We start from the raw sequence: 23410 nt of genomic DNA, 5'->3' as shown, positions 1-23410 counted from the left end.
TCCATGGGACGCTGGCTCGTCAATGTCGCTCTGCTCAGCGGGAAGGAGCTCCGCAGCCTGCTGCAGGATGTGACGCTGATGGCGCTCATCGTCTTCGCCTTCACCGCCGCCGTTCATCTGATGTCCGAAGGCGTGAAGGCGGAGGTCTCGCACGCCTCCGTCGCCATCATGGACGGCGATCATTCGGAATTGTCGCGGCGGCTGCGCGATGCGATCCTTCCTCCCTATTTCATCGCGCCCGAAGAAATTGCGAGGGAGGATGTCGTCGCCGCGATGAACCAGAGTCGCTATATTTTCGTGATCGAGATTCCCCCGCGTTTCGAGGCCGACGTGCTCGCGGGACGCAGGCCCGTCGTGCAGGTTCTGGTCGACGCCACGGCGATGACGCAGGCGGGCCTCGGCGCCGGCTATCTGAACGAGATCTTCGTCGTCGAGACGCAGAAGTTCCTTGGCGCGAAGAGCATAGAGTCGAGCCTGCCGATCCGCGTCATCAGCCGCATAGAATTCAACCCCAACACCGATTCCTTCTGGTTCACCTCCGTGATGCAGATCGTCGTCAATCTGACGGTCCTGTCGATCATCCTGGTCGGCGCCGCCGTGATCCGTGAGCGCGAGCATGGGACGATCGAGCATCTGCTGGTGATGCCGGTGCGGGCGAGCGAGATCGCCATTGCGAAGATCATGACCAATGGCCTCGTCATTCTCGCGGCGACGATGCTCTCGCTCTGGCTCGTCGTGCAGAAATGGCTGGGCGTGCCGATCGCGGGCTCGGTCGGCCTCTTCGCCTTCGGCGCTCTGCTCTATCTCTTCTCCGTCACCTCGCTCGGCATGTGGCTGGCGACGCTCGCTCCGACGATGCCGCAATTCGGTCTGCTCTCCGTCCCGGTCTACGCCATCGCCTATCTCCTCTCGGGCGCCGCGACTCCGGTCGAGAGCATGCCGGAGGCAGTGCAGGCGATCGTGAGATTCGCGCCGACCACGCAATTCGTCTCGATGACCCAGGCGGTCCTCTATCGCAGCGCCGGGCTCGATACGGTCTGGCCGCAGATCGCGGTGGTGATCGCCTCGGGGGCGATGTTTCTGTCGCTCGCTCTGTCGCGCTTCCGCTCCATGCTGGCGAGGCAGGGATGAAGCGCGCCGCCATCGTCATATCCCTTCTCGTCGTCGGCTGTCGCGAGCTCGACGTCACGCCGCCGTCGCCGACCGTCGTGGCGCCGTCGGCATTCGACGAGACGTCGTCGATCGGCGCGCCCTCCGCTTCCCCTTACCTCGCCCATTGGTGGACAGTCTGGCGCGATCCGCTGCTCGACCGCCTGATCGACGAGGCGCTCGCCGGCAACCCAGATCTGCGCATTGCGAAGGCGCGAGTCGAGGAGGCGCGCGCTTTGGTCACAGTCGCGGAATCGGCTCTCTATCCGACGCTCGGCGCCGACGCCGGTCTCTGGGAAGCGGATGTGAAATGGCGCAATCCGGTCGTCGGTTTCATCCCCGGCAAAGCGCGCCGTGTCGACGCCCATATCGGCGGCCTCGCGGCGAGCTGGGAGCCGGATATTTTCGGCGGCCGCAGCTATGATGCCGAAGCCGCCCGCGCCAACGCCGCTGGCGTCGAGGAGCAGTCGAACGGCGCGCGAATGATCGTCGTGTCCGAGGTAGCCCAAAACTATCAAGACGCCAGAGGGCTGCAGCGGCGGCTTCTCGTTCTCGACCATTCCATCGAGACTCTCGGCGAACTTCTTCGCTATGTGGAGGCTCGTTACCACGCCGGGCAGGCGGTCGCCTATGACGTGACGCTGGTTCGCGAACGATTGGAAACCCAGCGAAGCAAGCGGCCGGATCTCCTTTCCGCGCTCGAGACGCGACAACGCCGGCTCGCGGTTTTGACCGGCCGCCCGCCGGAGCCACCCGTCCCGCTGCCGACGCCCGGGCCTTTCTTCGTCCCGCGGCCTCCGCAAGGACAGCTCCCGAGCGAGGTGCTGGAGCGTCGCCCCGATGTGCGCGCACGCGTCGACGCCGTGCGCGCACGCGTCGCCAGCCTGACCAGCGCGAAGACGGATCTGCTGCCGCGCTTCCAGATCGAATTCCTCGGCCAGGACGGCCGGCTGCATTTTCAGGGAATCCCTGGACTTCAAGGCACGGGCGGCCTAGTCGGCCTCACCGCGCATTTGCCGATTTTCACCGCCGGGCGCATCGAAGCCAATATAGCGGCGAGTGACGCGCGCCTCGAAGCGGCGGTCGCCGATTACGACAAATCCGTCCTGCATGCGCTCGAGGATGTCGAGAACGCCTATGGCAGACGCCGCGGATTGGATCGCCGCAGCGAGCATCTTTACGTCGCGCTCGTCGGCGCGCGACGCAATCATCAAATATCGAGAGGGCTATACGAAGGCGGACGTAAGACTTTCGGAGACGTGCTGAATGCAGAGCTCGACGTCTTCGAGCGCGAGAACGATTTGCTGGAAACCCAGATGGCGCAATCCGCCATGACGATCCAACTCTATCGCTCGCTGGGCGGCGGCTGGTGAGTGTCGTGATCGGCGCCGGCGCCTCGCACTTCCTCCCGTCCGTGACGAAGCTGACGCGGCTGCTCCTACCGCGACAGACGCGCGCAATATCGGCGCTCGAGACATCGAGAATTTCGATTGGACGGCGCCTCGGCTCGGACGCGAGCGGATCGCATAATTCGGCTTGCCGGAGCGACGTCATAGAGCCTAGCGTGCGCGAATGAAACGAGGAGGCCGTCGCAATGAGCACGCTTACCAAGCTCGCGCTCGGCATGATGGGGCGGTTGCGTCCGAAACCAGCGCGAGACGCCGCAGCGGCGCAGATTGCGCTTCCCCCTCCACACAAGGACGGCGGCATGCCATTGTTGGAGGCGCTCGCCGAACGGCGTTCGTCCCGGGAATTCGCGCCTGACGAACTGCCGTTGCAGCTCTTGTCCGACCTGCTGTGGGCCGCCGACGGCGTGAATAGAGCCGAAGGCGGACGGACTGCGCCCTCCGCTTTGGACGCTCAGGAAATCGACGTCTATGTCGCGCTGCCCTCTGGGGCTTATCTTTATGTCGCCGCCACGCACGCCCTCGAGCTGGTCGCAGCGAGCGACATGAGGCGCGTGACCGGCTATCAGGATTTCGTCGACGAAGCGCCGCTCGATCTGGTGTTCGTCGCCGACCATGCGAGAATGGCGCTCGTGCCGGTCGCTCAACGCGAGAGCTTCGCCTCGGTCGCGGCCGGCGCGATCTCGCAGAATGTGTATTTGTTCGCGGCGAGCGCGGGCCTCGCCACTGTGATCCGCGCCTGGATCGATCGCGAGGCGATCGCGCAGGCGCTGGGGCTCAGCCACGACCATCAGGTGCTTTTGTCGCAGACGATCGGCTATCCGAAGAAGATGGAGTGAACTCCCGATGCGCATCGACCCGGCCTTCCATTCGACCTCGACGGCAATCAGGCTCCCATCGGGCGGCGCGTGAGCTGTCGCGCAGCATCGAGGTGGCGCGCGGACTCCAATTCGATCTTCGAGCGATCAAGCATCGTTTGGGTTCCATCCTCGGGTTCGAGCGATTTCGACATGTGGCTATCGCCATAGCCGGCGTCGACCTCATGCATCGCTGCGATTCCGAAACGCAACGCGGCTTTGCGATCCCTCTTGGCGGTCAACAGAAAATCGACTGTCGCGCCTGCGTTGTCGACGGCCCGATACAGATATTTCCAGCAGCCTTTGACTTTCACGTAGGTCTCATCGAGACGCCAGCTGGATCCAATCGTGCGCTTGCGAGCACGGAACTGTTTCTCCAGCAAAGGCGCAACTTGACGACCCAGCGGTTGAGCGTGGAGTGGTCGACTTCGACGCCTCGCTCTTCCATCATTTCCCCTCTATTCCACCTGCCCCAGCCCCGCGATCATAGCCCCAACCGGCCCGCGAGAAAAAAATTCGGGACAGAGCCCATAACGCCATGCTCGGATAGATGGACCCGTAGGGCGTTGATCAGCTGCGTGCGTTGACGCACGAACAGGTCGCGCGTTCGAGAGACCATCGCTCCGGCCTGCTGCCGGATGGTCTTGGCGGAGACGAACCGCATGGTCGGCCGCACCGCCGCCTCCGCGATCGCCTCCACATCGGCGGCGGCGTTCTTCTAGCGCTCGACGAGCGGCTTGACGTAGATCGGAGGAATCAGCCGAACCGAGGACCCCAGCGCATCGATCTCCCGCGCCCAATAGTGCGCCGTCGCGCAGGCTTCCATCGCCACGATGCAACGCGGCACAATGCCCAGGAATGCCAGAAGCTGGCCTCGCGTCACCTTTCTCCGAAAGCCTATACTGCCGTCCGCGGGGGCATCCACTCCATCAGTTCTCAATGGAAATCCTGGGTCAAATCTCGACGGAAATCGACAAGGCGCCCATCGCGTTGTAGTTTGCGCCGGGCGAAAGCCGGAACAGTCGAAAAGCGACGAATGTATAAGTGTCCAAAACGCCGTCGATCTTCTGAAGCTTGTTCACGACGAAAGACCCTTCGTCGTCGTCGTCGCGCAGGTAGAATTTCGCCAACAGATCGAATTGACCAGAAATCGAATATATCTCTGAGGTTTCCTCCAGATGGTCGACGATCTTCTCCGAGACGTCGAACGTCTGCCCTTTCGAACATTTTATTTGTACAAAAAGCGGCTTCATGGGCTCAATCCTCATGATAATATTACCCTTGAGAACATAAGCATTGACGAAATCCAGACTTCATCCCGAGCGTCACGGCGCTCGCTGTTCGAGCGCCGATCGAGCCTCGTCCGCCGCATGCTCGTGCGGCGCGCGCGCTCGGCCGGCCGCTTCGGCCTTCTCGATCGCATAGAGCAGGAAGGCGCAGGCGGCCGCGCTGAACACGCTGTAATTGAGCGGCAATTTGAGCCCCGTGAAGAGGGCCATCGCCGCTCCGAAAATCGTCAGCAGAACGCCGCTCGCGAGATAGACCGGCAGCAGCCAGACGCCGACGATCAGAAAGATTCCGAGAGCGAGCTCGACGAGCGTCGCCGCCCAGGCCAACGCAGGCACGAGATGTGCCGGCAGCCAGGGATTGAGCGCGGCGACCGCCGGATAGAAGCCTCCCATGCTGCCCCAGTCGACGCCTGGACTGCCGATGATCGACCAGAGGCCCCATCTGTCGGCCACAGCCGAAAGGAAAGCCGCCGCGAGCGCCAGTCGCGCCGCCAATGTGAAATTCGCCGAAATCATATCTCGACCTCCCCCGATATGGCGCGCGTCCGTCCGGGCGCCGGCTCCATTTCGCGAGCGATGAGCTGCGTCTCGACGCCGCCTTCGAACTCGGCGAACCATTCCGGATCGAGACGACGCAGCTCCGCCGCACCGATCCGCCCGGAGCGCGTGAGAAGGCCGTAGGCGAAGCGATCGGGGCCGCGAGCGATCAGCTCGGTCGGGAGCGTCTCGAACCAGCGCATGGACCTGTTCGCGGCGTCGTGGAGATGCGCGGCCGCCGCCTTGCGATTCGCCTCATAGGCGGCAAGCGCCTCCGGGACCGGAAGCGTGTCCAGCGTGAGCGCGCGCGACAGCTCGGCGGCGTCGTCCAGAGCGAGGCGCGTTCCGGACCCGATCGAATAATGCGCGCTATGGGCCGCATTGCCGAGCAGAACCATATTCCCCGCGCTCCATCTCGCGCAGTCGATTTTCTTGAAATTCGTCCAGGACGAGGTGTTGCGCCGCCCGTCGCCGGCGAGAATCTTCGCGCCCTCGAGCTGCCGCGAGAAGATGCGCCTACAGGCTTCGACGCTCTCTTCGAGCCCGCCGCGGTCGAAGCCGAGCGCGCGCCAGACGGTCTCGGCGCATTCGACGACGAAGGTCGAATAGCCGTCCTCGAATTGATAACAATGCGCCCAGATATATCCGCCCGGCGTCTCCTCGAAGATGAAGCGAAATTGATCGCCCATGCTCTTGGCGACCCCGAGCCAGATATATTTGTTGGGCCGCTCCTCGGCGGTGACGCCGAAATCGGCGGCGCGCGCGTCACGAACCTTGCTTCGCGAGCCTTCCGAGACGACCACGAGATCGGCCTCCGGCAGCGGCTCCCGTTCGGCGTCGAAGGCATGATCGTAGACGAGCTCGACGCCGAGCTCCTCGGCGCGCTCTTGCAGAACGGAGATGAGCCCGACACGGCTCAGACTGAGGAACGAATGGCCGCGCGACCGGATCGAGCGGCCGGGCAGCTCGATGCTGATGCCCGTCCACGGCAACATCTGTCGGCGGATCGCCTCGCCGCTGGCCCGGTCCTGGCGCACGAGCCGATCGAGGAGCCCTTCGCTCAGGATCAGCCCCCACCCGATGGTCTGGCGCGGCGCTCCTCTCTCGATGACGACGACGTCGACGTCGGGCCGCGCCCGCTTCGACAATATGCTGAAATAAAGACCGGCGGGGCCGCCGCCGATGCACACGATCTTCTTCATTGAGCGCGTCCTTGATGGTCGAAGGGCGTCAGTGGGGATGCTCAGCCGCGGCCGAAAGCCAGCCGCTTAATGTTGACGAGATGACGCCACGTGATCGGATCGGTCGTTCCATTGCCGCCCCAGCTTCCCGAACCCTGCATGAAGGACACGGGGAGGTCCGAGGTCTCCCCCAGCATTCCGTGCGTCGCCGAGGTGTTGACGAGGATGCGGCCCGCCGGCATCGCCGTCGCGAATGCGTCGATCTCCACGGGGTCCGAGCTATGAATGACGGCCGTGTGTCCGGCTCCCTCGGACCATAGCAGCGCCGCCGCGTCATCGACGCCCCTCCCTTGCTCCGCTGTGAAGAGGGTGAGCAGGGGAGCCATCTTCTCCTGCGCGATGAATGGATACTCGCCTCTCTCCACGGCGAGGACCAGGCAGGCGACTCGACGCGTCGCCTCGAGGCCGGCGGCGGCGGCCAGAGCGTCTCCGTCGACGCCGAGCAGCTCGCGACGCAGCCGGCGTGTTTCCGGATCGAACAGCGCCTCGATCACCGGACTGCGCGCATCGCCCTCGACGACGACGGCCCCGGCCGCAGTCAGCGCCTCGAGGAATGGCGCGCGAACGCGCTCGTCGACGACGATATTGCTTTCCGAGCCGCAGACGATGCCATTGTCATAGGCCTTGCCCTTGACAATGTCGCGGGCGGCGCGGCCGACGTCGGCCGAGGATGCGACGAGAACGGGGACATTGCCGGGGCCGACGCCGATCGTCGGCGTTCCGGAGCTGTAGGCGGCGCCGACCAATTGGCTGCCGCCGGTGGCGAGAACCAGAGCGACGCCCGAATGGCTCATGAGAAGCTTCGTGCGGGAATGCGACGGCTCGGCGCAGCGCTGGACGAGATCCGCCGGAAGCCCCTCCTCGGCGAGCACGCCGCGGATCAGATCGAACGCCTGCGCGCCGACGGAATCGGCTTTCTGAGGAAAGCTCGCGATCAGCGCGTTTCGCGTCTTGATGCAGAGGAGCGCCTTGAACAGCGAATTGGGAACCGGATTGGTGAGCGGGACCACGGCGAAGATCACGCCGATGGGGCTCGCATACTCGATGAGCGATTGATCGTAGCCGATCCGGCCTCTGGTCCTCACGCCGTGGAGGCTGTGAAAGACGCGGGTCAGGACGAGACCGAGCTTGTGAGTCTTGTCTTTTCGGTTGCCGATTCGGGTGACGGCGAGCTCGCGTTCGGCCCAGCCCTCGACATCCTTGGAAAAGGCTCCGACGATCGCGCGGACGACCTTGTCCAGTCGCGCGTCGTCGAACGCGTCGATGGCGTTCTGAGCGTCTCGAGCCCGCTCGACCAGCTCGTCCGCGACATTCTGGTCCAGGGAAGCCGGATCCGGCGCTCTAGCGGGTGCGACATTGAGCATGGACAATTTCCTTCTCTGAAATCGAACTCGATTCACTTTCGTCCGCGCCTGCGATCACCGATCGCTTTTTCCGCCCTCGATACGGCGGCCTACCACGCGATCTCCCGCCGCTTCGCGAAAAACCTTCCGTGCTGCGCCGATCGCTCGACGTCGAGCGCCAGCCACACCGCCGTGTCTGCGCCTTCCTCGGCGCTGTAGGGCGCCTTGGACGAGTCGATGAGGGAATCGAGGCCCGTGCGGCACCAGCCGGGGCTGCACACGCTGATGGAGACATTGGTGTCGCGCAGGCGCTTCGCCCATGTCAGCGCGAGCATGTTCAGGGCCGCCTTGGATACTCGATAGCTCGGCGCGAGGACGGCGTCGAACGGAGAGTCCGAGTTCGAGGCTTGGCCGAGCGCGGCCAAGTCGGTGGAGATGTTCACGATCCTGGCGTCGTCGGAGCGCAAGAGCAGCGGCGCGAACGCCTTCGTCACGAGAAACGGCCCGACGAGATTCGTGTCGATCGTTCGCCGGAACTCATCGAGCGAGATATCGTCTGGACGCTTCGTCGAATCGATCAATATGCCGGCGTTGTTGATCAGAATATCGAGGCGCCCCTCTCTGCGCTCGATCTCGCGCGATGCCTCGCTCACCGATTCGGGCTCAGTGACGTCGAGCCTGATCGCCTCGATGTCGAGGCCGAGCTTCCTCAGCGCCTCCGCGGCCTGCGCGCCGTCCGACTGCCGCCGCGCGCCGATCAGCACGCGATGGCCGCGCGAAGCCAGCGAGCGAGCGATCTCGAAGCCGATTCCGCGATTGGCCCCCGTGACGAGGCACAGCCGGCTCATAGCGCGCGCTCCTCGACCGAAAGCCGGCTTTCGTCGCATGTCCGGCGCGCCTCCGGCGCCCGGCCGGCCGGAATGGACCGCAACACTCTCTTCAGCTTCTTTCCGGTCGCGCCGACATGCTCGTGCGCGGATTGAATTTCGAGCTCGTCGATCGAAGGCCAGCCGCGCTGCGCGAAGAGTCGGTTCATCTCGACGAGCAGCGTGCTCGCATCCGCCGAAGCTGCGTCTTCCGACAATTCGACGAGGGCCGTGACGCGCTCCGATCCGGCCTCCGATCGCAGGATGAGGCTGACGTCGAACAGCTCTGGAAGGTGCTTGAGAAGCAGTTCCTCGGCCTGGCAGCTGTACAGGACCCCCGATTTCGTGACGATGACGTCGCTCGTGCGATCGACGTGATAGAACAGGCCCTCCTCGTCGGTGAAGACGAGATCGCCGGTGAGCCAATAGCCGGCGATCTTGTTGAGCTCCGTGAGCGTGTGATTGTTCCAATACCCCTTGGTCACGGATTTCGATTTGACGCCGAGGCGGCCGACGCGGCCGGCGGGCAGGCGACGGTCATGTTCGTCGAACACCGCGGTCTCCACCCAGGGAAAAGGCCGGCCGACGCAGCGATCGTAACGATCGTTCTCCTGTCCGTGAACATTGCGGAACGCCGCAAAGGCGAACTCCGAAGAGCCGACATTGTCTACGAAGAACGATCCGGCTTTGCGCCTGCCTTCGGAGTCGATGTGATGCCCCTGCGCCACGAGCTTGCGTATGTGCCGCTCATGATTGGCGTCGCCAGTGGCGATCCAATATTGCACGGAGCCGAGATCTCGGCCCTCGAAGCTCTCGCGGCAAAGATCGACGAATATCTTGGGAAAGGCGATGACGACATCGGGCCCGATCCGCTCGATCGCCTCGAGCATCGACGCGGGCTCCTTGCGCCCGAGGATGGAGACGCGCGCCCCGCGCGTCAGCGACAGCATGAGAAGCGAAATCGCCGCGCCATGTGAATGCGGCAGAGCGGAGAGGACATGGCTGCCGAGTTGACGCTCGACCTGCTGCCTCACGCCGTGGAACATCGATTCGTGGGTGAAGATCACCGCTTTCGGCAGACCCGTCGTTCCGGACGTGTGGCCGAGCATGATGACGTCGTCGTCCTCATGCTCATAGAGCGGCGGCCGCTCGCGAGCGGGATCCGCGACGAGAGCGTCGACGGAGATCGCCCGCGATTCCCCGGCGATGACGTCGAAGGCGTCGCGGTTGGTCGCATGACGTCGGGACTCGACCACCAGCAGGCGAGGCCGGACGATTCCGATGAATCCCCGCACCGTGTCGAGATCGAGCCCGCTGTTGACGAGCGACGCCGTGGCGCCGATGCTCGTCAGCGCGACGAAATGGAGAAAATAGTCGAAACTGTCGTCCAGCAGGAGGCTGACGACCTCCCTCGGCCGTATCCCCTCCTGCGCATAGGCCGCCGCGAGACGATCGGTGGCGTCGACGATATCGCCGATCGTCAGCTCGACATCCCGCCCCGCCTCCCCGCCGAGCAGCGCCACCGCGCTCCGCTGCGCTTCTCTCGGAACGGCGGCGTTCAATCGATAGATGAAATTGCCGCCGCCGGCGGTCGGATCGTTCAAGACATAGCGCAGCAGAGTGTCCCTGAGGGATGGAGCGGAAGCCGTCATTTTCATAACTCCCGAGGTCGGACGATCGACAGAGAAAAAAGAGCGGCGATGGACATCATCGGCGAAGCGAGCGTCATTGCTCGCCGACGCGTCTCGTCAGATGAAAGGCGACCGTGGCGAAACCGCACCGAGCGTAGAAATCCTGCGCCGCGCGGTTGGCGCTGCCCGTCTCGAGAACGAGACTGGAGCAGAGGCCGCGCGCGGCGACGCCGCCGACGGAGTCGATCAGCGCCCTCCCGATTCCCCTGCCGCGATCGGCCTCCGCGATCACCAGATCCTCGATATGCGCATGGCGGCCGTAGACGAAATTCTCCCGCAAGTGATACCCTGCCAGTCCGACCAGCGCGTCGCCTCGAAAGGCTCCGCACAGGCGGTAGCCACCGCTCTGCTGGCGCGCCATCTGGCCTTGGAAGGCGGCCCATTCCCCGAGATGCGGCCGCAATTCCCGCATCAGCCGGAGGCATGCCTCGTCGCCGACGGCGACGTCGTGGAACTCGAGGGCCGTCACGTCCTCGTCTCCGGCTCGGGCGCAACGACATACCGCATCCCGATCGCGAGACGATTCCAGAGATTGATGAGCCCGATGAGGAAGGTCAGGTCGACGATCTCTTTCTCGTTGAACGCCGCGACCAATGGTTCATAGTGTCGATCATCGGCATGGGTTGTCGCGACCAGCGTCAGCGCATCCGTCCATCCGAGGGCCGCTCGCTCGCGAGGCGAAAAGAGATCGCACTCCTCCCATGCGGCGAGCACGTACAATTTCTGCTCGCTCACGCCGCTCTTGCGTGCGTCGCGGGTATGAATGTCGAGACAGAAAGCACAGCCGTTGATCTGGGACGCCCGAACCTTGACGAGCTCGATCAAATCGCTTTCAAATCCAGATTTGCGGATCAGCGCGTCTATATTTGCGACAGAACGATAAATTTCCTGTGACACTTCCGATGGGATGAGACGTTTTGCGGACATGATTTGTCTTTCTAATGTCACTGCTGCTCGATGAGCCGACGTAGACTTTAAATGCGTCGGCGCATTTGTCTTGAGCCAAGACATCTCGATCGAGGTAGTCCAAGCTATGAACGATATGGGGCCGATTTTCGAATTCGTCGTCGATCGCTCGGATCGCGAGAGCGTCTACCGGCAGATCTACGAACGCATAAGATTAGCGATTTTGTCCGGAAGCCTCGCGGTCGGCGCCAAGCTTCCCTCCTCGCGAGCGCTCGCTGGACAATTGAACATTGCTCGCGGAACCGTGGACACCGCCTATCGCCTCCTTTCAGGAGAAGGATATGTCGTTTGCCGAGGCGCCGGAGGAACGATCGTTTCGCCCTTGGCCACGGTCGCCAACGCCTCATCCAATCGGGCCGACGCCGGCAAGACCGAATGGACGGACGCTTTCGACGGCGCCGCCAGTTCCCCACTCCCTTTCCAGATGGGGCTTCCCGCGGTCGACGTCTTTCCGCGGGCGCTCTGGTCTCGCCTGTGCGCCCGCCGCGCGCGACGCATCCACGCCGCGTCGATGGTCTATCCCGACATCGCCGGCCTGCCGGCGCTGCGGTATGCGATCAGCGCCTATCTGGGCATCTCACGCGGGATTGCCTGCTCGCCGGGCCAGGTGATTATCACGGGCGGCTATCAGGCCGCGCTCCATCTGATCGCCGAGATGATGATGCGGCCGGGCGACAAGATCTGGTTCGAGGATCCGGGATATCACAAGGCGAGACAGCTTTTGGAGGGGATGGGAGCCTCGATCGTCCCCGTTCCCGTCGACAACGACGGTATGAGAGTGGAAGACGCCATAAAGATAGCGCCTAATGCGCGCTTCGCTTTGGTGACTCCGGCACATCAGAGCCCGCTGAGCGTCTCACTGTCCTTCGCGCGGCGCGGCGCTTTGCTCGCCTGGGCCGCCCGCCAGCGCGCCTGGATCATCGAGGACGATTATGACAGCGAGTTCCGCTATGTCGGACAGCCGCTGCCGGCGCTCAAGAGCGCAGACCGCGAGGATCGCGTGATCTATACCGGCACTTTCAGCAAGGTCCTGTTTCCCTCGCTCCGCCTCGGATATCTGGTCGCGCCCGACGAGCTCGTCGGGCCGTTCCTCCGGTCGATCAGCCTGAACGACGCAGGTCGCTCGCCGCTCGAGCAGGCCGTCGTCGCCGATTTTCTGACGGAAGGGCATTTCGCGCGCCATCTCCATCGCATGCGCTCGCTCTATGCATCGCGGCGAGCCGCGCTGGCGCGCGCGTTGGAGATCGTTTTCGAGGACCGGATATCCGTCGACCTGCAGATGGGCGGACTGCACATCATCATTCGCTTCGGGCCGAGCTTCGACGACGTCGCGGCGGCGGAGGCCTGCGCCCACAAGGGATTGTCGGTCGTCGCCCTGTCGTCGCTCTCGCTGACGCGAGCCAGCGACCGCGGCCTGCTCATCGCCTTCGCCAATGTGCCCGAAACGTCCGCGCTCTCGGCCTCCCGCCGTCTGGAGAACGCATTGTCCGATCTCCCGCCGATCGGGATCGAGCGCGCAGCGCCGCAGGAAGCGAATTGAGCGGCCATCGACCGCGCGGCGGGCATGGCTCCGCCGCCTCAACATGTCTCCACGCGATCTCCGCCGACGCCAGCGCGCGGGCGCCGCCTGCCGATCGCCACATAAAAGAGCGGCGTGAAGATCAAGCCGAACAATGTCACCCCGATCATGCCGGCGAACACGGTCACGCCGAGCGACTGACGCATTTCCGCGCCGGCGCCGGTCGCGAAGGCCAAGGGCAGCACGCCGAGGACGAAAGCCGCAGAGGTCATGAGGATCGGCCGCAGCCTCATTCCCGCCGCCTGGGCCGCGGCGACATGCGCCTCGACGCCTTCCGCCTCGGCCCGTCGCGCGAATTCGACGATCAAAATGGCGTTTTTCGCGGCGAGTCCCACCAGGACGACGAAACCGATCTGCGCCAATATGTCGACGTCGATCTGCCACAGCTCGAGCCCTGTCAGCGCCGCCAGAAGGCACATCGGCGCGATCAACATGATCGCCAGCGGAAACGTCCAGCTCTCATACAGCGCGGCGAGCGTCAGGAAAGCGAACAGCGCCGACGCCGCGAACACCAGAAGCGTCGTATCGCCATCCTTCTTCTGCTGATAGGAGAGATCGGTCCATTCGAAGTCGAAGCCGGCAGGGAGGCGCTCCCGCGCCAACGTCTCCATGGCGAGCAGCGCCCGGCTCGACGAAACGCCTTTGGCCGCGCCGCCGAGAATCTCCGCGGCGGGATAGAGATCGTAACGCGCCACGCGATAAGGCCCGGTCGTCTCGCGCACCTCGACGATCGAGCCGAGCGGAACCATCGAGCCGCCCTTGTTGCGCGCCTTCAGCCGACCGATATCGGCGCTGTCTGTCCGGAACGGCGAATCGGCCTGCGCGACGACCGGAAACGTTCGGCCGAGATAGTTGAAATCATTGACATAGACCGAGCCGAGATAAATCTGCAGCGTGTCCGCGACGGCGTCCGCCGGCACGCCGACCATCTCCGACCGCTTACGATCGATATCCACGAAGATCTTCGGCGTGCGCGTGTCGAACAGCGAGAAGACGTCGGCCAACTCGGAGCTTCGATCGGCGGCGGCGGCGAGGTCTCTCGCCGCTGCGGCGAGCGCTACGAGGCCATGCCCCTCTTTGTCTCGAACCATCATCTTGAATCCGCCGGCCGCGCCGAGACCGGGAACGGGCGCCGGCGGAATGGTGACGATGAACGCGCCGTCGATCTTGGACAGCCGCAGGCGTAGATCCTCCAATATCTTGTTCGTGTCGCGACCTCTCGCCAGGCGCTCCTCGAACGGCTCGAGCACCACGAAGATCGCGCCGGCGTTCGGGGGAAACGTATAGGTGGCGCCGTCGAGCCCGACATAGGGCGCGCCGTGGCGAACGCCCGGAACGCCGCCTATGATCCGCGTCGCCTCGCGCATGACGGCGTCCGTCCGGTCCAGAGTCGAACCGGGCGGCAATTGCACGAGTGTGATCAGATATCCCTGATCCTGATCGGGAATGAAGCCGGTCGGCGCGCCGCCGAACTTCCACGCGGTGAGGCCGATGAGCGCGAGATAGATCGCCAGCGTCGGACGCGCCGATTGCGCCATCCGTTCCGTGATCCGTCGGTAGACGGACGACATTGCGTCGAACCCGCTGTCGAAACGCGAGGACATGCGCTCGAGCATCCGGCGAGACGACACGGCGGGCGCCCGGGGAGACGCGACGCGCGCCTCGAGCAGCAGCGCGCAGAGCGCCGGGCTGAGAACGAGCGAGACGAGCAGAGAGATCAAGGTCGATGCGGCGATGGTGACCGCGAACTGGCGGAAGAACTGCCCATATATCCCCGACATCAAGAACGTCGGCAGAAAGACCGCTGTCAGCGTCAGCGCGATCGCGACGAGCGCGCCGCCGACCTCGTCGATCGTGTGATGCGCGGCCTCCCTCGGCGTGAGCCCGCGAGCGATGTGGCGCTCCGCGTTCTCGACGACGACGATCGCATCGTCGACGACGATACCGACCGCGAGCACGAGCCCGAACAGCGACAAATTATTGAGCGAATAGCCGACCGCCGACAGAATCGCGAGCGCGCCGATGAGCGATATCGGAATCGCCACGATCGGGATGAGCGACGTGCGCCAGCTCCGAAGGAAGACGATTACGATCAGCGTCACCAGCCCCGCGGCTTCCGCGATCGTCTTTAGAACCTCGCGAATCGATTGCCGGATGTATTCGGTCGGATCATAGACGATCGAATATCCGAGCCCGTCCGGAAAGGAGGCCGATAGCGCTTTCATCTTCGCTTTCAGCCGATCGACGGTGGCGAGCGCATTGGCGCCGGGCTGCTGGAATATCCAAAGCGGCACCGACTCGAGATGATCGAGATAGGCGGTCGTGCTGTAGTCCTGCGCCGCGAGCTCGACGCGCGCGACATCCCCGAGACGCGTGATGCGCCCGGCGCCGTCGCTCTTGACGACGATGTCCTCGAATTGTCGCGGCTCGACGAGCCGACCGGTCGCTTCGACATTGATCTGGAATGCGCTCGGCGAACTGGTCGGAGGTCCGTTGAGCAGCCCGGCCGACGTCTGCAGATTTTGCGCCCTGATCGCAGCGACGACCTCGCTCGCGAGCATGTCGCGAGCCGCGATCTTGTCCGGATCGAGCCAGACGCGCATCGCCAGTCTCCGTCCCCCGAAAAGCTGGACCTCGCCCACGCCCTCGATCTGGACGAGGACGTCTCTTATCTGCAGAGCCGCATAATTCGAGATCGCGAAGCGATCGAGCGCGCCGCTCGGCGAGAAGAGATGGATGACCATCAGCATGTCCGGCGAAACCTTCTTCACCGTCACGCCGAGCCGACGCACCTCTTCTGGAAGACGCGCGAGCGCCGGCGCCAGCCGATTTTGAACCTGCGTCTGAGCGATTTCGAGATTGGTCCCCAATCTGAACGTGATGGTCGTCGTCAGCCGGCCGTCTCCGGTCGACTGGCTGTTCATGTACATCATATTTTCGACGCCGTTGATCTGCTCCTCCAGCAAAGTCGCGACAGTTTCGCCGACGACTTCCGCGGACGCGCCGGGAAAGCTCGCATTGACCTGAATCGTGGGAGGGACGATGTCGGGATATTGCGTGACGGGCAGCCGGAAATAGCCGATCGTCCCGGCGATCGTGACCATAGTGGCGAGCACGATCGCAAAAATTGGCCGCTCGACGAAGAAATGAGAGAAAGTCATCACACTCTGCTCAATGCGCGGTCGCTTCGATCCGCCCGTCCCGAACGCTGACTCTGTTGCCTGGCCGGCTGCGGCTGGGTCCTTCGACGATAACGCGATCGCTCGCGTCGAGCCCGCGGCGAATGACCCGCAGGCCGTCGACGAGCGGTCCGGTCTCCACCTTTTTGCCGACGACCTTTCCTCCCTCCTCGACCACGAGCACGGTCTTTCCCGCCTGATCGGCCGATAGGGAAGAGTCCGAGACCAGCATGACGGAATGCGGCCTCGAAGCGGGCAGGCGGACTCGCGCGAACTGGCCCGGCGTGAGCGAATGGTCGCGATTGTCGAGGGTCGCGCGCATGCGAATAGTGCCCGTGTTCCGATCGAGGCTGTTGTCGACGAAAACGAGATGGCCCAACCGACTCCATTCGGATTCGTCGATCAGGCGGGCGCGGACCTCGATCTCCGCGAGGGGATCGAGCCGGCTCTCGGCGGAGCGTAGATAAGCGACATAATCCGCTTCGCTCAGATCGAATTCCAGATAGATCGGATCGAGCGACACGATGGTCGCCAGAGGCGTGGCCTCGGCCCCGCCGCTATTGACGAAATCTCCTATCGACACCCGCCGCGCTCCGATGCGGCCGTCGAAGGGCGCCGTGACGCGGCTGAACTCCAAGTCGAGTTGCGCGGCCTCCACCGCCGCTTCGGCCTGCTCCACGGCGCCTTCCGCATCCCTCAATTGCTGCAGGCGCAGATCATGCTCCTCCTCGGAGATATAATGTGTGCGCCGAAGAGCCGAGCTCCTCTCGATCTTCTTTCTCGCGAGATCGAGCTGCGAAGAGGCGATCTTGCGTTGCGCGCTCGCCTTTCGGAGCTGAATCTGGAACGGCCGCGGATCGATGGCGAAGAGGAGGTCGCCCTTGCGAACCATCTGACCGTCCTTCGCCCGAATCTCCGTCAAATAGCCGCCGACGCGCGCGATCAGCTCCACACGGTCGACCGCCCGCAAGCGCCCCGTTTGCGTGATCCAATCCACCACCTCGCGAGCGACGGGCGCGGCGACCGTCACCACTGGAGGCGCCGCCTCCGCAGGAGCCCCGGCAGGCTTCGACGACGACGAAAACAATCGATCGGGAGAGCCGACGAGCGACCCGGCGCCCATGACGCAGGCCATGAGGCCCAGAGCCTGCCACCTGCGCCGCCCGCGCATTTTCGACATGCGACACATGCTGCCTCCGCATTTTACGCATGAGCATCGCAGCCGCCAGCGCCTAGGTATATGGCCAAGACGCTTCAAATCGATTGGACCAAGAATGCGCGGCCCAGATATCCGTATTATCACGCATATCGATCGCCTCAGAGAACTTGGCCTAGTTGAAAAACTCATTCATGTCTCTATACGCAGAGCAGAGCCTGTATTAGTAAATGCGACGTGAAGAATTTAGATTTCACTTCGCAGATATAGTAAAACCTCGAACGACACCGAGCATAAATGCTCGCAGAGGCGCCGCGCCAGCGGGTTCGACGCTGAGGGCGTATGCCCGCGAAGCGGTTCGACTGGCCGGCGCGGCTCGGAAACGACATCGTCACATATCATTTGGAGGCTTCACGACATGACACAGATCGACGTCGACAACGTCATCGAGCGCTCCCACGACCGCGCAACGAGACCCGCGCCGATATGGTCCGAATGGCTCGAGGCCGACGACCTTCAGAGCCTGACCGAGCATCGGCTGCTCGTCGCGCTGCGCGCCGGAGAGATCGATCTTCGCGGCCTGCGCATCCTGCTCGTTCAGCACCATCTCTATTCGCGACACTTCACGCGCTATCTGACGGCTCTAATCAGCCGCCTGTCGAGCTTCGACGACGTCCGCAGCCTCACCGAGAATCTGCTGGAGGAACTCGGCGTGGAGGGCGGAAGCGAGCTGACTCACGCCGAGCTGCTGCAGCGCTCGCTTCGATCGATCGGCGCCGAGACACACAAGGCTACGCCGCTTCCGCAAACGAACGCGCTCATCGAGACGATGTTGCGCCATTGCCGCTCGGTCGATCCTCTCGACGGTCTCGCCGCGCTCGGCCTCGGCGCGGAGTCGATCGTGCCTCTGCTCTACAGCCCGATCGCCGACGCTCTAACGGCGCAGGGCTTCGACGACGATACGCTCGAATTTTTCCGGTTGCACATCGCCGAGGACGAAGGGCATGCGCTCGCCATATTCGCTATTCTCGAAAGACTGACCTCGAATCGGCCGTCCGCCCATGCGCGGGCGAGGTCCGTCGGGCGCGAGGTGATCGACCGGCGCGCCGAGATGTTCGACGCGATCTGGAACGAGATCCAGAGCGGCGCCGCGGCGGATGAGCCCGCCGGGACGATCGGCCGCTCGTCCTCGGCCGACTTCTGGCGCGTCCCCCCGAAGCTGTCTGCGCAAGCGCACGAACGTCTGAGACATGCCTCGGTGATCGCGGAGCAGGATTCCGGATCGTCACGCTTCTCGGACGAGCGCAATCACAAGGTGCATATCGTGGATTTGCCCACGCACACGATCAGCATGACGATCGGACGTCTCGATCCGTCGCAATCGACGCGCATGCATCGTCACAACTACGAGACCGTCATCTATGTGATCGCCGGGCAGGGATTTTCCCGCATCGGTTCGCGCGTCGTCGACTGGAAGGCCGGAGACGCGGTCTATGTTCCCGTCTGGGCGGCCCATCAGCACGTGAACACGGGCGCGATCGAATGCGTCTACGTCGCCTGCGAGAACGCGCCCCTGCTGCAAAATCTCGGCTCGATCGCGCTGCGGGAAGAACTCGCGCCGGCCGCCGAGTAAGCAAACCACGACGCGCATCGCCTCGACATCGGAAACGCACGGTCGGTGGATTCGGCCGATCGGCTCCGCTTGCGCATATCGTCGGAGAACCGCAATGACTCTCGCTCAATATTCGCGTCCGAGCGCCGAAGCGGGCCATGAAGCCGCGGCGTCGCCCGCGGTCGCCGCCACGTCGCCATGGATCAATCTCGCGGCCCGCCTGGTCGCGGAGAAGCACGAATGCCGCAAGCCCTGCTTCGTCGGCCCACAGGGCGAATTGAGCTACGCGGAGCTCGATCGGGAAATGCGCCGCGCAGCATCGGCTTTGACCTTGCTCGGCGCGCGCGCCGGCGACCGCATCTTCATCGCGCTCGACGACGGCTTCGAGCTGGCGACGATCTTCTACGCCGGCCTCGCGATCGGGGCGATCCCCGTCGTCTTCAATCCGAAGCTCGACGCCAGATCCTCAGTCGAGGTGCTGAACGACTGCGCGCCCGTTCTGGCGTTCTGCAAGCCCGCCTACCTCGACACACTCGAAGCGGCCTGTTGGTCGACGGGCGGACGCACGCGCGCGCTCGTCGCCGCCCCCGGCGAGCGCGGCCATATCGATTGGCGACCGGCCGAAGCCGACCCGAATTGGCGCGACTTCGTATATCGCGACGTCGAGCAGACAGCGCTCATTCAGTATACGTCGGGCACCACGACGGGGCGCCCGAAGGGCGTCGCGCATTCGAGCCGCGGAGCGCTCGCCGCCTGCGAGCAGCTTGCGGCGCGACGCCTCGGCCTGACATCGGAGGATGTGATTTATTCCGTGTCGAAGACGTTCTTCGGCTACGGAATGGGCAACAGCCTGTTCTTTCCCCTCTATGTCGGCGCGACCGCCGTGCTCGACCCGCGCTGGCCGACACGGGAGACCGTGATGGAGAATCTGACGCGCCATTGCGTCACGGCGCTATTCGCAGTGCCGACGGTCTTTCGAATGCTGCTCGCGGCCGACCGGCCGCATTGCGCGCTTCGTCTCGCATTGTCCGCCGGCGCTCCCTTGTCCGCGCGCATTCGATCGGCCTGGCGCGCGCATTTCGGCCTGCCCGTTCACGACAGCATCGGCGCGACGGAGCTCTTCCATATCTTCGCCACCACCTATCCCGACTCAGCCGCCATGGACGGTCTCGGCGGCATGGTCGGCGACTGGCGATCGGTCATCGTCGACGCCGACGAGCGTGTCGTGGCGCCGGGCGAGATCGGCGTCCTGCTCGTGCAATCCTCGGCGCGCGCGCTCGGCTATTGGAGCCGGTCCGCCGAGACCGTCCAGCGCTTCGACGATCCTCGCTTCGGAATAGGCTGGTTCCGCACCGGCGATCTCTTCAGCCAGGATGCGTCCGGCCGCCTTCACTTCCATGGTCGCGAGGATGATCGCTTCAAGGTGTACGGGCGCTGGATCATTCCCGGCGATATCGAGGCGTTCGTCGCGCGACATCTTCCGGATCTCGACGAGGTCGTTCTGGCTCCCGGCCGCGGCGGCGACGGGGAACTGCGGCCAGTCCTGTTCCTGCGGGCCGAAGGCTCTTCGCTCGACGCGGCCGCCGAGCGCGTCGCCTCGCTGCTTCGCGCCAATTACGACAGCTATCAATGTCCCGCGCTCTACTTGTCTTTCGGCGGGGCGCCGCCCCTGTCGAGCAATGGCAAGCTCGATCGCCGCGCATTGAGCGAGCGGGCGAACGCGGCCTTCGCGAATGAGGCGGGCGCGCTGGTGAGGGAGGGCGTATAGCCATGCTCGACGTCGATAGTCTCACATCCTATGCCGCGGCAGGCTACGCGCGGGCGCCGTTGTCGCGGCGCCTGCCGCTGCCGAGAGCGGCGCCATCGGCGATCTACCGAGCTCTCGCGCATAGTCGCGATCATTTCCTGTTCGAGACGCGCGAGCGCATCGGAGACGACGGCGAGACATGGTCGCCACGCATGTCGGTGATCGGGCTCGAATGCAGCGAACGTATCGAAGTCGACGGCAAGCGTCTGGTCAGACGGCGTGGGGACACTGTCCTCGAGGAAACGAGCGACGCAGATCCGCTCGCTCTGCTGCAACGGCTCCTGGCGAGCCGGCGGGCGCCGCGGATCGCCGGGTCGCCGGAATTTTGCGGCGGACTCTTCGGCTACTTCGGATTCGAGACGGCGCGGATGATCGAGCCGCGTCTCGACCGTCGCCCGAGAAAGCCGAAGCCCTACGAGCTTCCGGAAATCGCACTTCTGATCGCCGAGAACGCGATCGTGTTCGATCATTCGAGCCGCCATGTCGAGATCGTCATCGACCTTGCGATCGGCGGCCTCCCGCGAAGCGAGATCGCCCGTCGTCGAGACGAAGGGCTGGCGCGGATCGACGAGCTGTGTCAGCGCCTGGAGAACGTCGACTTCGAGGACGAAGCGATCGGGCCGGAGGGCGATCGACGACAGCCGAATGATCCGACCTATGTCTTTCCACAACAGCTTTTCGAGGCGGCGACGGAGAAGGCGCGAGACTATATCGCCGATGGCGACATCATGCAGGTGGTGCTGTCACAGCGCTCGACGAGACAGCTGCGATGCGAGGGCATCGACTATTACCGCGCTTTGACGAGCGTTTGCGGCGGCCCTTACAGCTATTTGCTGACGCTCGGCGACGCTCGGGTCGTCGGCGTGTCGCCGGAGACGCTGTTCCGTCTCCGCGACGGCGCCGTCGTCAGTCGCCCCATGGCCGGAACGCGGCGGCGCGGGGCGGATGCGGTCGAAGATCTGAGGCTCGAGGTCGAGCTGCGCGCAGACCCGAAGGAAAACGCCGAGCATATGATGCTGGTCGACCTCGCGCGCAACGATCTCGGCCGCGTCTGCGAGGTCGGCAGCGTCGAGGTCGCCTCCAAGCTCGTCGTCGAGCGCTATTCTCATGTGATGCATCTGGTTTCCACCGTGATCGGAAGGGCGATTCGCCAGCTCGACGGCGTCGACGTGCTGCGAAGCGCTTTTCCGGCCGGCACGCTGAGCGGCGCTCCGAAGATCCGGGCGCTGGAGATCATCGACGAGTTGGAGCCTTGCGGTCGCGGAGTCTATGGCGGCGCGATCGGATATCTCGGCTGGGACGGCGACGCCGACTTCGCGATCGCCATTCGCACGGCCGTGCTGAAGGACGGCGTGCTGCAAATGCAGGCCGGCGCAGGCATCGTCCATGATTCCGTTCCGCGGCGGGAATGGCAGGAGACGATCGAGAAAGGCCGGCTGCTCACGACGGCGGCCGCGCTCGCCGAGGCGATTCGATGTCCCGCGCGAAGCGCGCAGTTCCCGAGCCGCCGGACGGACTCGGCAGACTCGAGGATAACTGCAAATGCACCTCATGATCGATAATTACGACTCCTTCACCTACAACATCGTTCAATCTTTCGGCATCCTCGGCGCTTCGGTCGTCGTTCGTCGCAGTGACCAGATCTCGCTCGACGAGATCGCCGAGTTGAAGCCGGAGTCTCTCATCATTTCTCCGGGCCCCTGCACGCCGAGCCAGGCCGGCGTGTCCGTGGCGGCGATCCGCCGCTTCGCCGGCGGGCTGCCGATGCTCGGCGTCTGCCTTGGACATCAATGCATTTCGGTGGCGTTCGGCGGCTCTATTCGACGAGCCTCAGAAGTCGTTCACGGAAAAGTCTCGAAGGTGACGCACGATGGCCGCGGGCTCTTTCACCGGATACCGCAAGGCTTCGCGGTCGGCCGCTATCATTCGCTCGTCGTCGACGATCTGCCCGATTGCATCGTCGTCAGGGCGCGCGAGCATTGCACTGACGGACGCGACGGCGAGATCATGGCGCTAGAGCACGCCGAATTGCCGATCTGGGGGCTGCAATTCCATCCGGAATCCGTTCTGACCGAGCATGGTTTGAAGCTGCTCGACAATTATCTGAACCTCGTCGCAGGGTTCAACGGGTGCAGAACGTCGAAAAAGGTTGTGTCGCAAATTTTGTCTACGGAGTGTTGATTTCCACTGAGAGCTGACCCAGGCAGCACGAGTTTTTCCACCGAGAACTGACCCATGTTCGAACCTTTCCCCCTCGAGCGTCGCGGGGGACCTGGGAGTGATCGACATGGAGTTATTGAGCGTCATCCGACGCTGGCGATATCGGCAGGAGTTTTCGATCCGGGAGATTGCGCGACGCACGGGGCTGTCGCGCAATACGGTGCGCAAATACCTGCGCTCGGACAGCGTCGAGCCGCGGTTCGCCACGCCCGATCGACCGAGCCGGCTCGACCCGTTCGCTGACAAGCTGGCGCACATGCTGCGTCAGGAGGCCGCAAAATCGCGCAAGCAGAAGCGGACGGTCAAGCAGTTGCACGCGGATCTGGTCGCCCTCGGCTACGACGGCTCCTACAATCGCGTGGCGGCCTTCGCGCGCGAGTGGAAGGAGGCGCGGCATTGGGAGCAGCAGACCTGTGGGCGCGGCGCGTTCGTGCCGCTGACGTTTCTGCCCGGCGAGGCGTTCCAGTTCGACTGGTCGGAGGATTGGGCGATCATCGCGGGCGAACGGACGA

Annotated in this window: 19 protein-coding genes and 2 pseudogenes; 9 read left to right on the top strand and 12 right to left on the bottom strand. The window is 64.1% G+C overall.

Translation table 11 applies throughout. From position 1 onward, the window contains the following. Positions 1-3 precede the first annotated feature (3 nt). From EDE12_RS17580 to EDE12_RS17570, 3 genes are all read left to right on the top strand, one after another. The gene (locus EDE12_RS17580) at positions 4-1131 is read left to right on the top strand and encodes an ABC transporter permease (protein WP_026598345.1); all 1128 of its coding nucleotides are present in this window, start codon (positions 4-6) and stop codon (positions 1129-1131) included. After that, complete coding sequence (locus EDE12_RS17575; RefSeq protein ID WP_026598344.1) at positions 1128-2522, top strand: TolC family protein; 1395 nt, start codon at positions 1128-1130, stop codon at positions 2520-2522. Before EDE12_RS17580 ends, EDE12_RS17575 begins: the two co-directional genes overlap by 4 nt. A gap of 221 nt (positions 2523-2743) precedes the next feature. Next, positions 2744-3394, top strand: coding sequence for a SagB/ThcOx family dehydrogenase (locus EDE12_RS17570; protein ID WP_026598343.1), 651 nt, complete (start codon positions 2744-2746; stop codon positions 3392-3394). Positions 3395-3615: 221 nt separating this feature from the next. On the opposite strand, the pseudogene EDE12_RS17560 reads toward EDE12_RS17570, so the two are convergent. From EDE12_RS17560 to EDE12_RS17515, 10 genes and pseudogenes are all read right to left on the bottom strand, one after another. Continuing rightward, a pseudogene (locus EDE12_RS17560) lies at positions 3616-3866 on the bottom strand (DDE-type integrase/transposase/recombinase); the annotation flags it as partial. Positions 3867-3941: 75 nt separating this feature from the next. Then, positions 3942-4352: pseudogene (locus tag EDE12_RS22305) on the bottom strand (transposase); the annotation flags it as partial. 13 nt (positions 4353-4365) lie between these two features. Continuing rightward, positions 4366-4665 (bottom strand): Lrp/AsnC ligand binding domain-containing protein, encoded by a 300-nt coding sequence (locus tag EDE12_RS17550; RefSeq protein WP_024881790.1) that lies wholly within the window; start codon positions 4663-4665, stop codon positions 4366-4368. Between the two features lie 72 nt (positions 4666-4737). Further along, positions 4738-5217, bottom strand: coding sequence for a hypothetical protein (locus EDE12_RS17545; RefSeq protein ID WP_024881791.1), 480 nt, complete (start codon positions 5215-5217; stop codon positions 4738-4740). Beyond that, positions 5214-6440, bottom strand: coding sequence for an FAD-dependent monooxygenase (locus EDE12_RS17540; protein WP_051592415.1), 1227 nt, complete (start codon positions 6438-6440; stop codon positions 5214-5216). The genes EDE12_RS17545 and EDE12_RS17540 overlap by 4 nt, the downstream gene beginning before the upstream one ends. Before the next feature lie 41 nt (positions 6441-6481). Further along, complete coding sequence (locus EDE12_RS17535; RefSeq protein WP_026598342.1) at positions 6482-7843, bottom strand: aldehyde dehydrogenase family protein; 1362 nt, start codon at positions 7841-7843, stop codon at positions 6482-6484. Between the two features lie 89 nt (positions 7844-7932). Next, complete coding sequence (locus EDE12_RS17530; protein WP_026598341.1) at positions 7933-8670, bottom strand: SDR family oxidoreductase; 738 nt, start codon at positions 8668-8670, stop codon at positions 7933-7935. Further along, on the bottom strand, positions 8667-10340 hold the full coding sequence (locus tag EDE12_RS17525; RefSeq protein WP_166671885.1) for a class I adenylate-forming enzyme family protein: 1674 nt from the start codon (positions 10338-10340) through the stop codon (positions 8667-8669). Before EDE12_RS17525 ends, EDE12_RS17530 begins: the two co-directional genes overlap by 4 nt. A gap of 73 nt (positions 10341-10413) precedes the next feature. Beyond that, positions 10414-10848, bottom strand: coding sequence for a GNAT family N-acetyltransferase (locus tag EDE12_RS17520; RefSeq protein WP_051592414.1), 435 nt, complete (start codon positions 10846-10848; stop codon positions 10414-10416). Then, positions 10845-11306, bottom strand: coding sequence for a carboxymuconolactone decarboxylase family protein (locus EDE12_RS17515; RefSeq protein ID WP_024881797.1), 462 nt, complete (start codon positions 11304-11306; stop codon positions 10845-10847). Before EDE12_RS17515 ends, EDE12_RS17520 begins: the two co-directional genes overlap by 4 nt. Before the next feature lie 70 nt (positions 11307-11376). Here EDE12_RS17515 and EDE12_RS17510 point away from each other — a divergent pair, with 70 nt between their 5' ends. Next, the gene (locus EDE12_RS17510; RefSeq protein WP_198029875.1) at positions 11377-12885 is read left to right on the top strand and encodes a PLP-dependent aminotransferase family protein; all 1509 of its coding nucleotides are present in this window, start codon (positions 11377-11379) and stop codon (positions 12883-12885) included. A gap of 38 nt (positions 12886-12923) precedes the next feature. On the opposite strand, the gene EDE12_RS17505 is transcribed toward EDE12_RS17510, so the two are convergent. Both EDE12_RS17505 and EDE12_RS17500 read right to left on the bottom strand, forming a co-directional pair. Next, positions 12924-16085 carry an efflux RND transporter permease subunit gene (locus tag EDE12_RS17505; protein WP_024881799.1) on the bottom strand — a complete coding sequence of 1054 codons (3162 nt, stop codon included), beginning with the start codon at positions 16083-16085 and terminating at the stop codon, positions 12924-12926. A 10-nt stretch (positions 16086-16095) separates the two neighbouring features. Continuing rightward, positions 16096-17283, bottom strand: a complete 1188-nt coding sequence (locus EDE12_RS17500; protein ID WP_024881800.1) for an efflux RND transporter periplasmic adaptor subunit — start codon at positions 17281-17283, stop codon at positions 16096-16098. A 394-nt stretch (positions 17284-17677) separates the two neighbouring features. Here EDE12_RS17500 and EDE12_RS22135 point away from each other — a divergent pair, with 394 nt between their 5' ends. From EDE12_RS22135 to EDE12_RS17475, 5 genes are all read left to right on the top strand, one after another. After that, on the top strand, positions 17678-18892 hold the full coding sequence (locus EDE12_RS22135) for an iron-containing redox enzyme family protein (protein WP_198029874.1): 1215 nt from the start codon (positions 17678-17680) through the stop codon (positions 18890-18892). Between the two features lie 94 nt (positions 18893-18986). After that, positions 18987-20639 carry an AMP-binding protein gene (locus tag EDE12_RS17490; RefSeq protein ID WP_051592411.1) on the top strand — a complete coding sequence of 551 codons (1653 nt, stop codon included), beginning with the start codon at positions 18987-18989 and terminating at the stop codon, positions 20637-20639. Between the two features lie 2 nt (positions 20640-20641). Then, positions 20642-22240: an anthranilate synthase component I family protein gene (locus EDE12_RS17485; protein ID WP_051592410.1), complete on the top strand. Its 1599-nt coding sequence runs from the start codon at positions 20642-20644 to the stop codon at positions 22238-22240. Next, entirely contained in the window at positions 22221-22859 is a 639-nt protein-coding gene (locus tag EDE12_RS17480; protein WP_051465561.1) for an aminodeoxychorismate/anthranilate synthase component II, read from the top strand. The genes EDE12_RS17485 and EDE12_RS17480 overlap by 20 nt, the downstream gene beginning before the upstream one ends. Before the next feature lie 106 nt (positions 22860-22965). Further along, positions 22966-23410: helix-turn-helix domain-containing protein (locus EDE12_RS17475; RefSeq protein ID WP_134188201.1), on the top strand; the 445-nt coding region annotated here is incomplete at its 3' end.

The organism is Methylosinus sp. sav-2, assembly GCF_004366495.1.
In the GTDB taxonomy this organism is placed as follows: Bacteria; Pseudomonadota; Alphaproteobacteria; order Rhizobiales; family Beijerinckiaceae; genus Methylosinus.
This window is presented reverse-complemented; position numbering and strand designations above follow the sequence as displayed.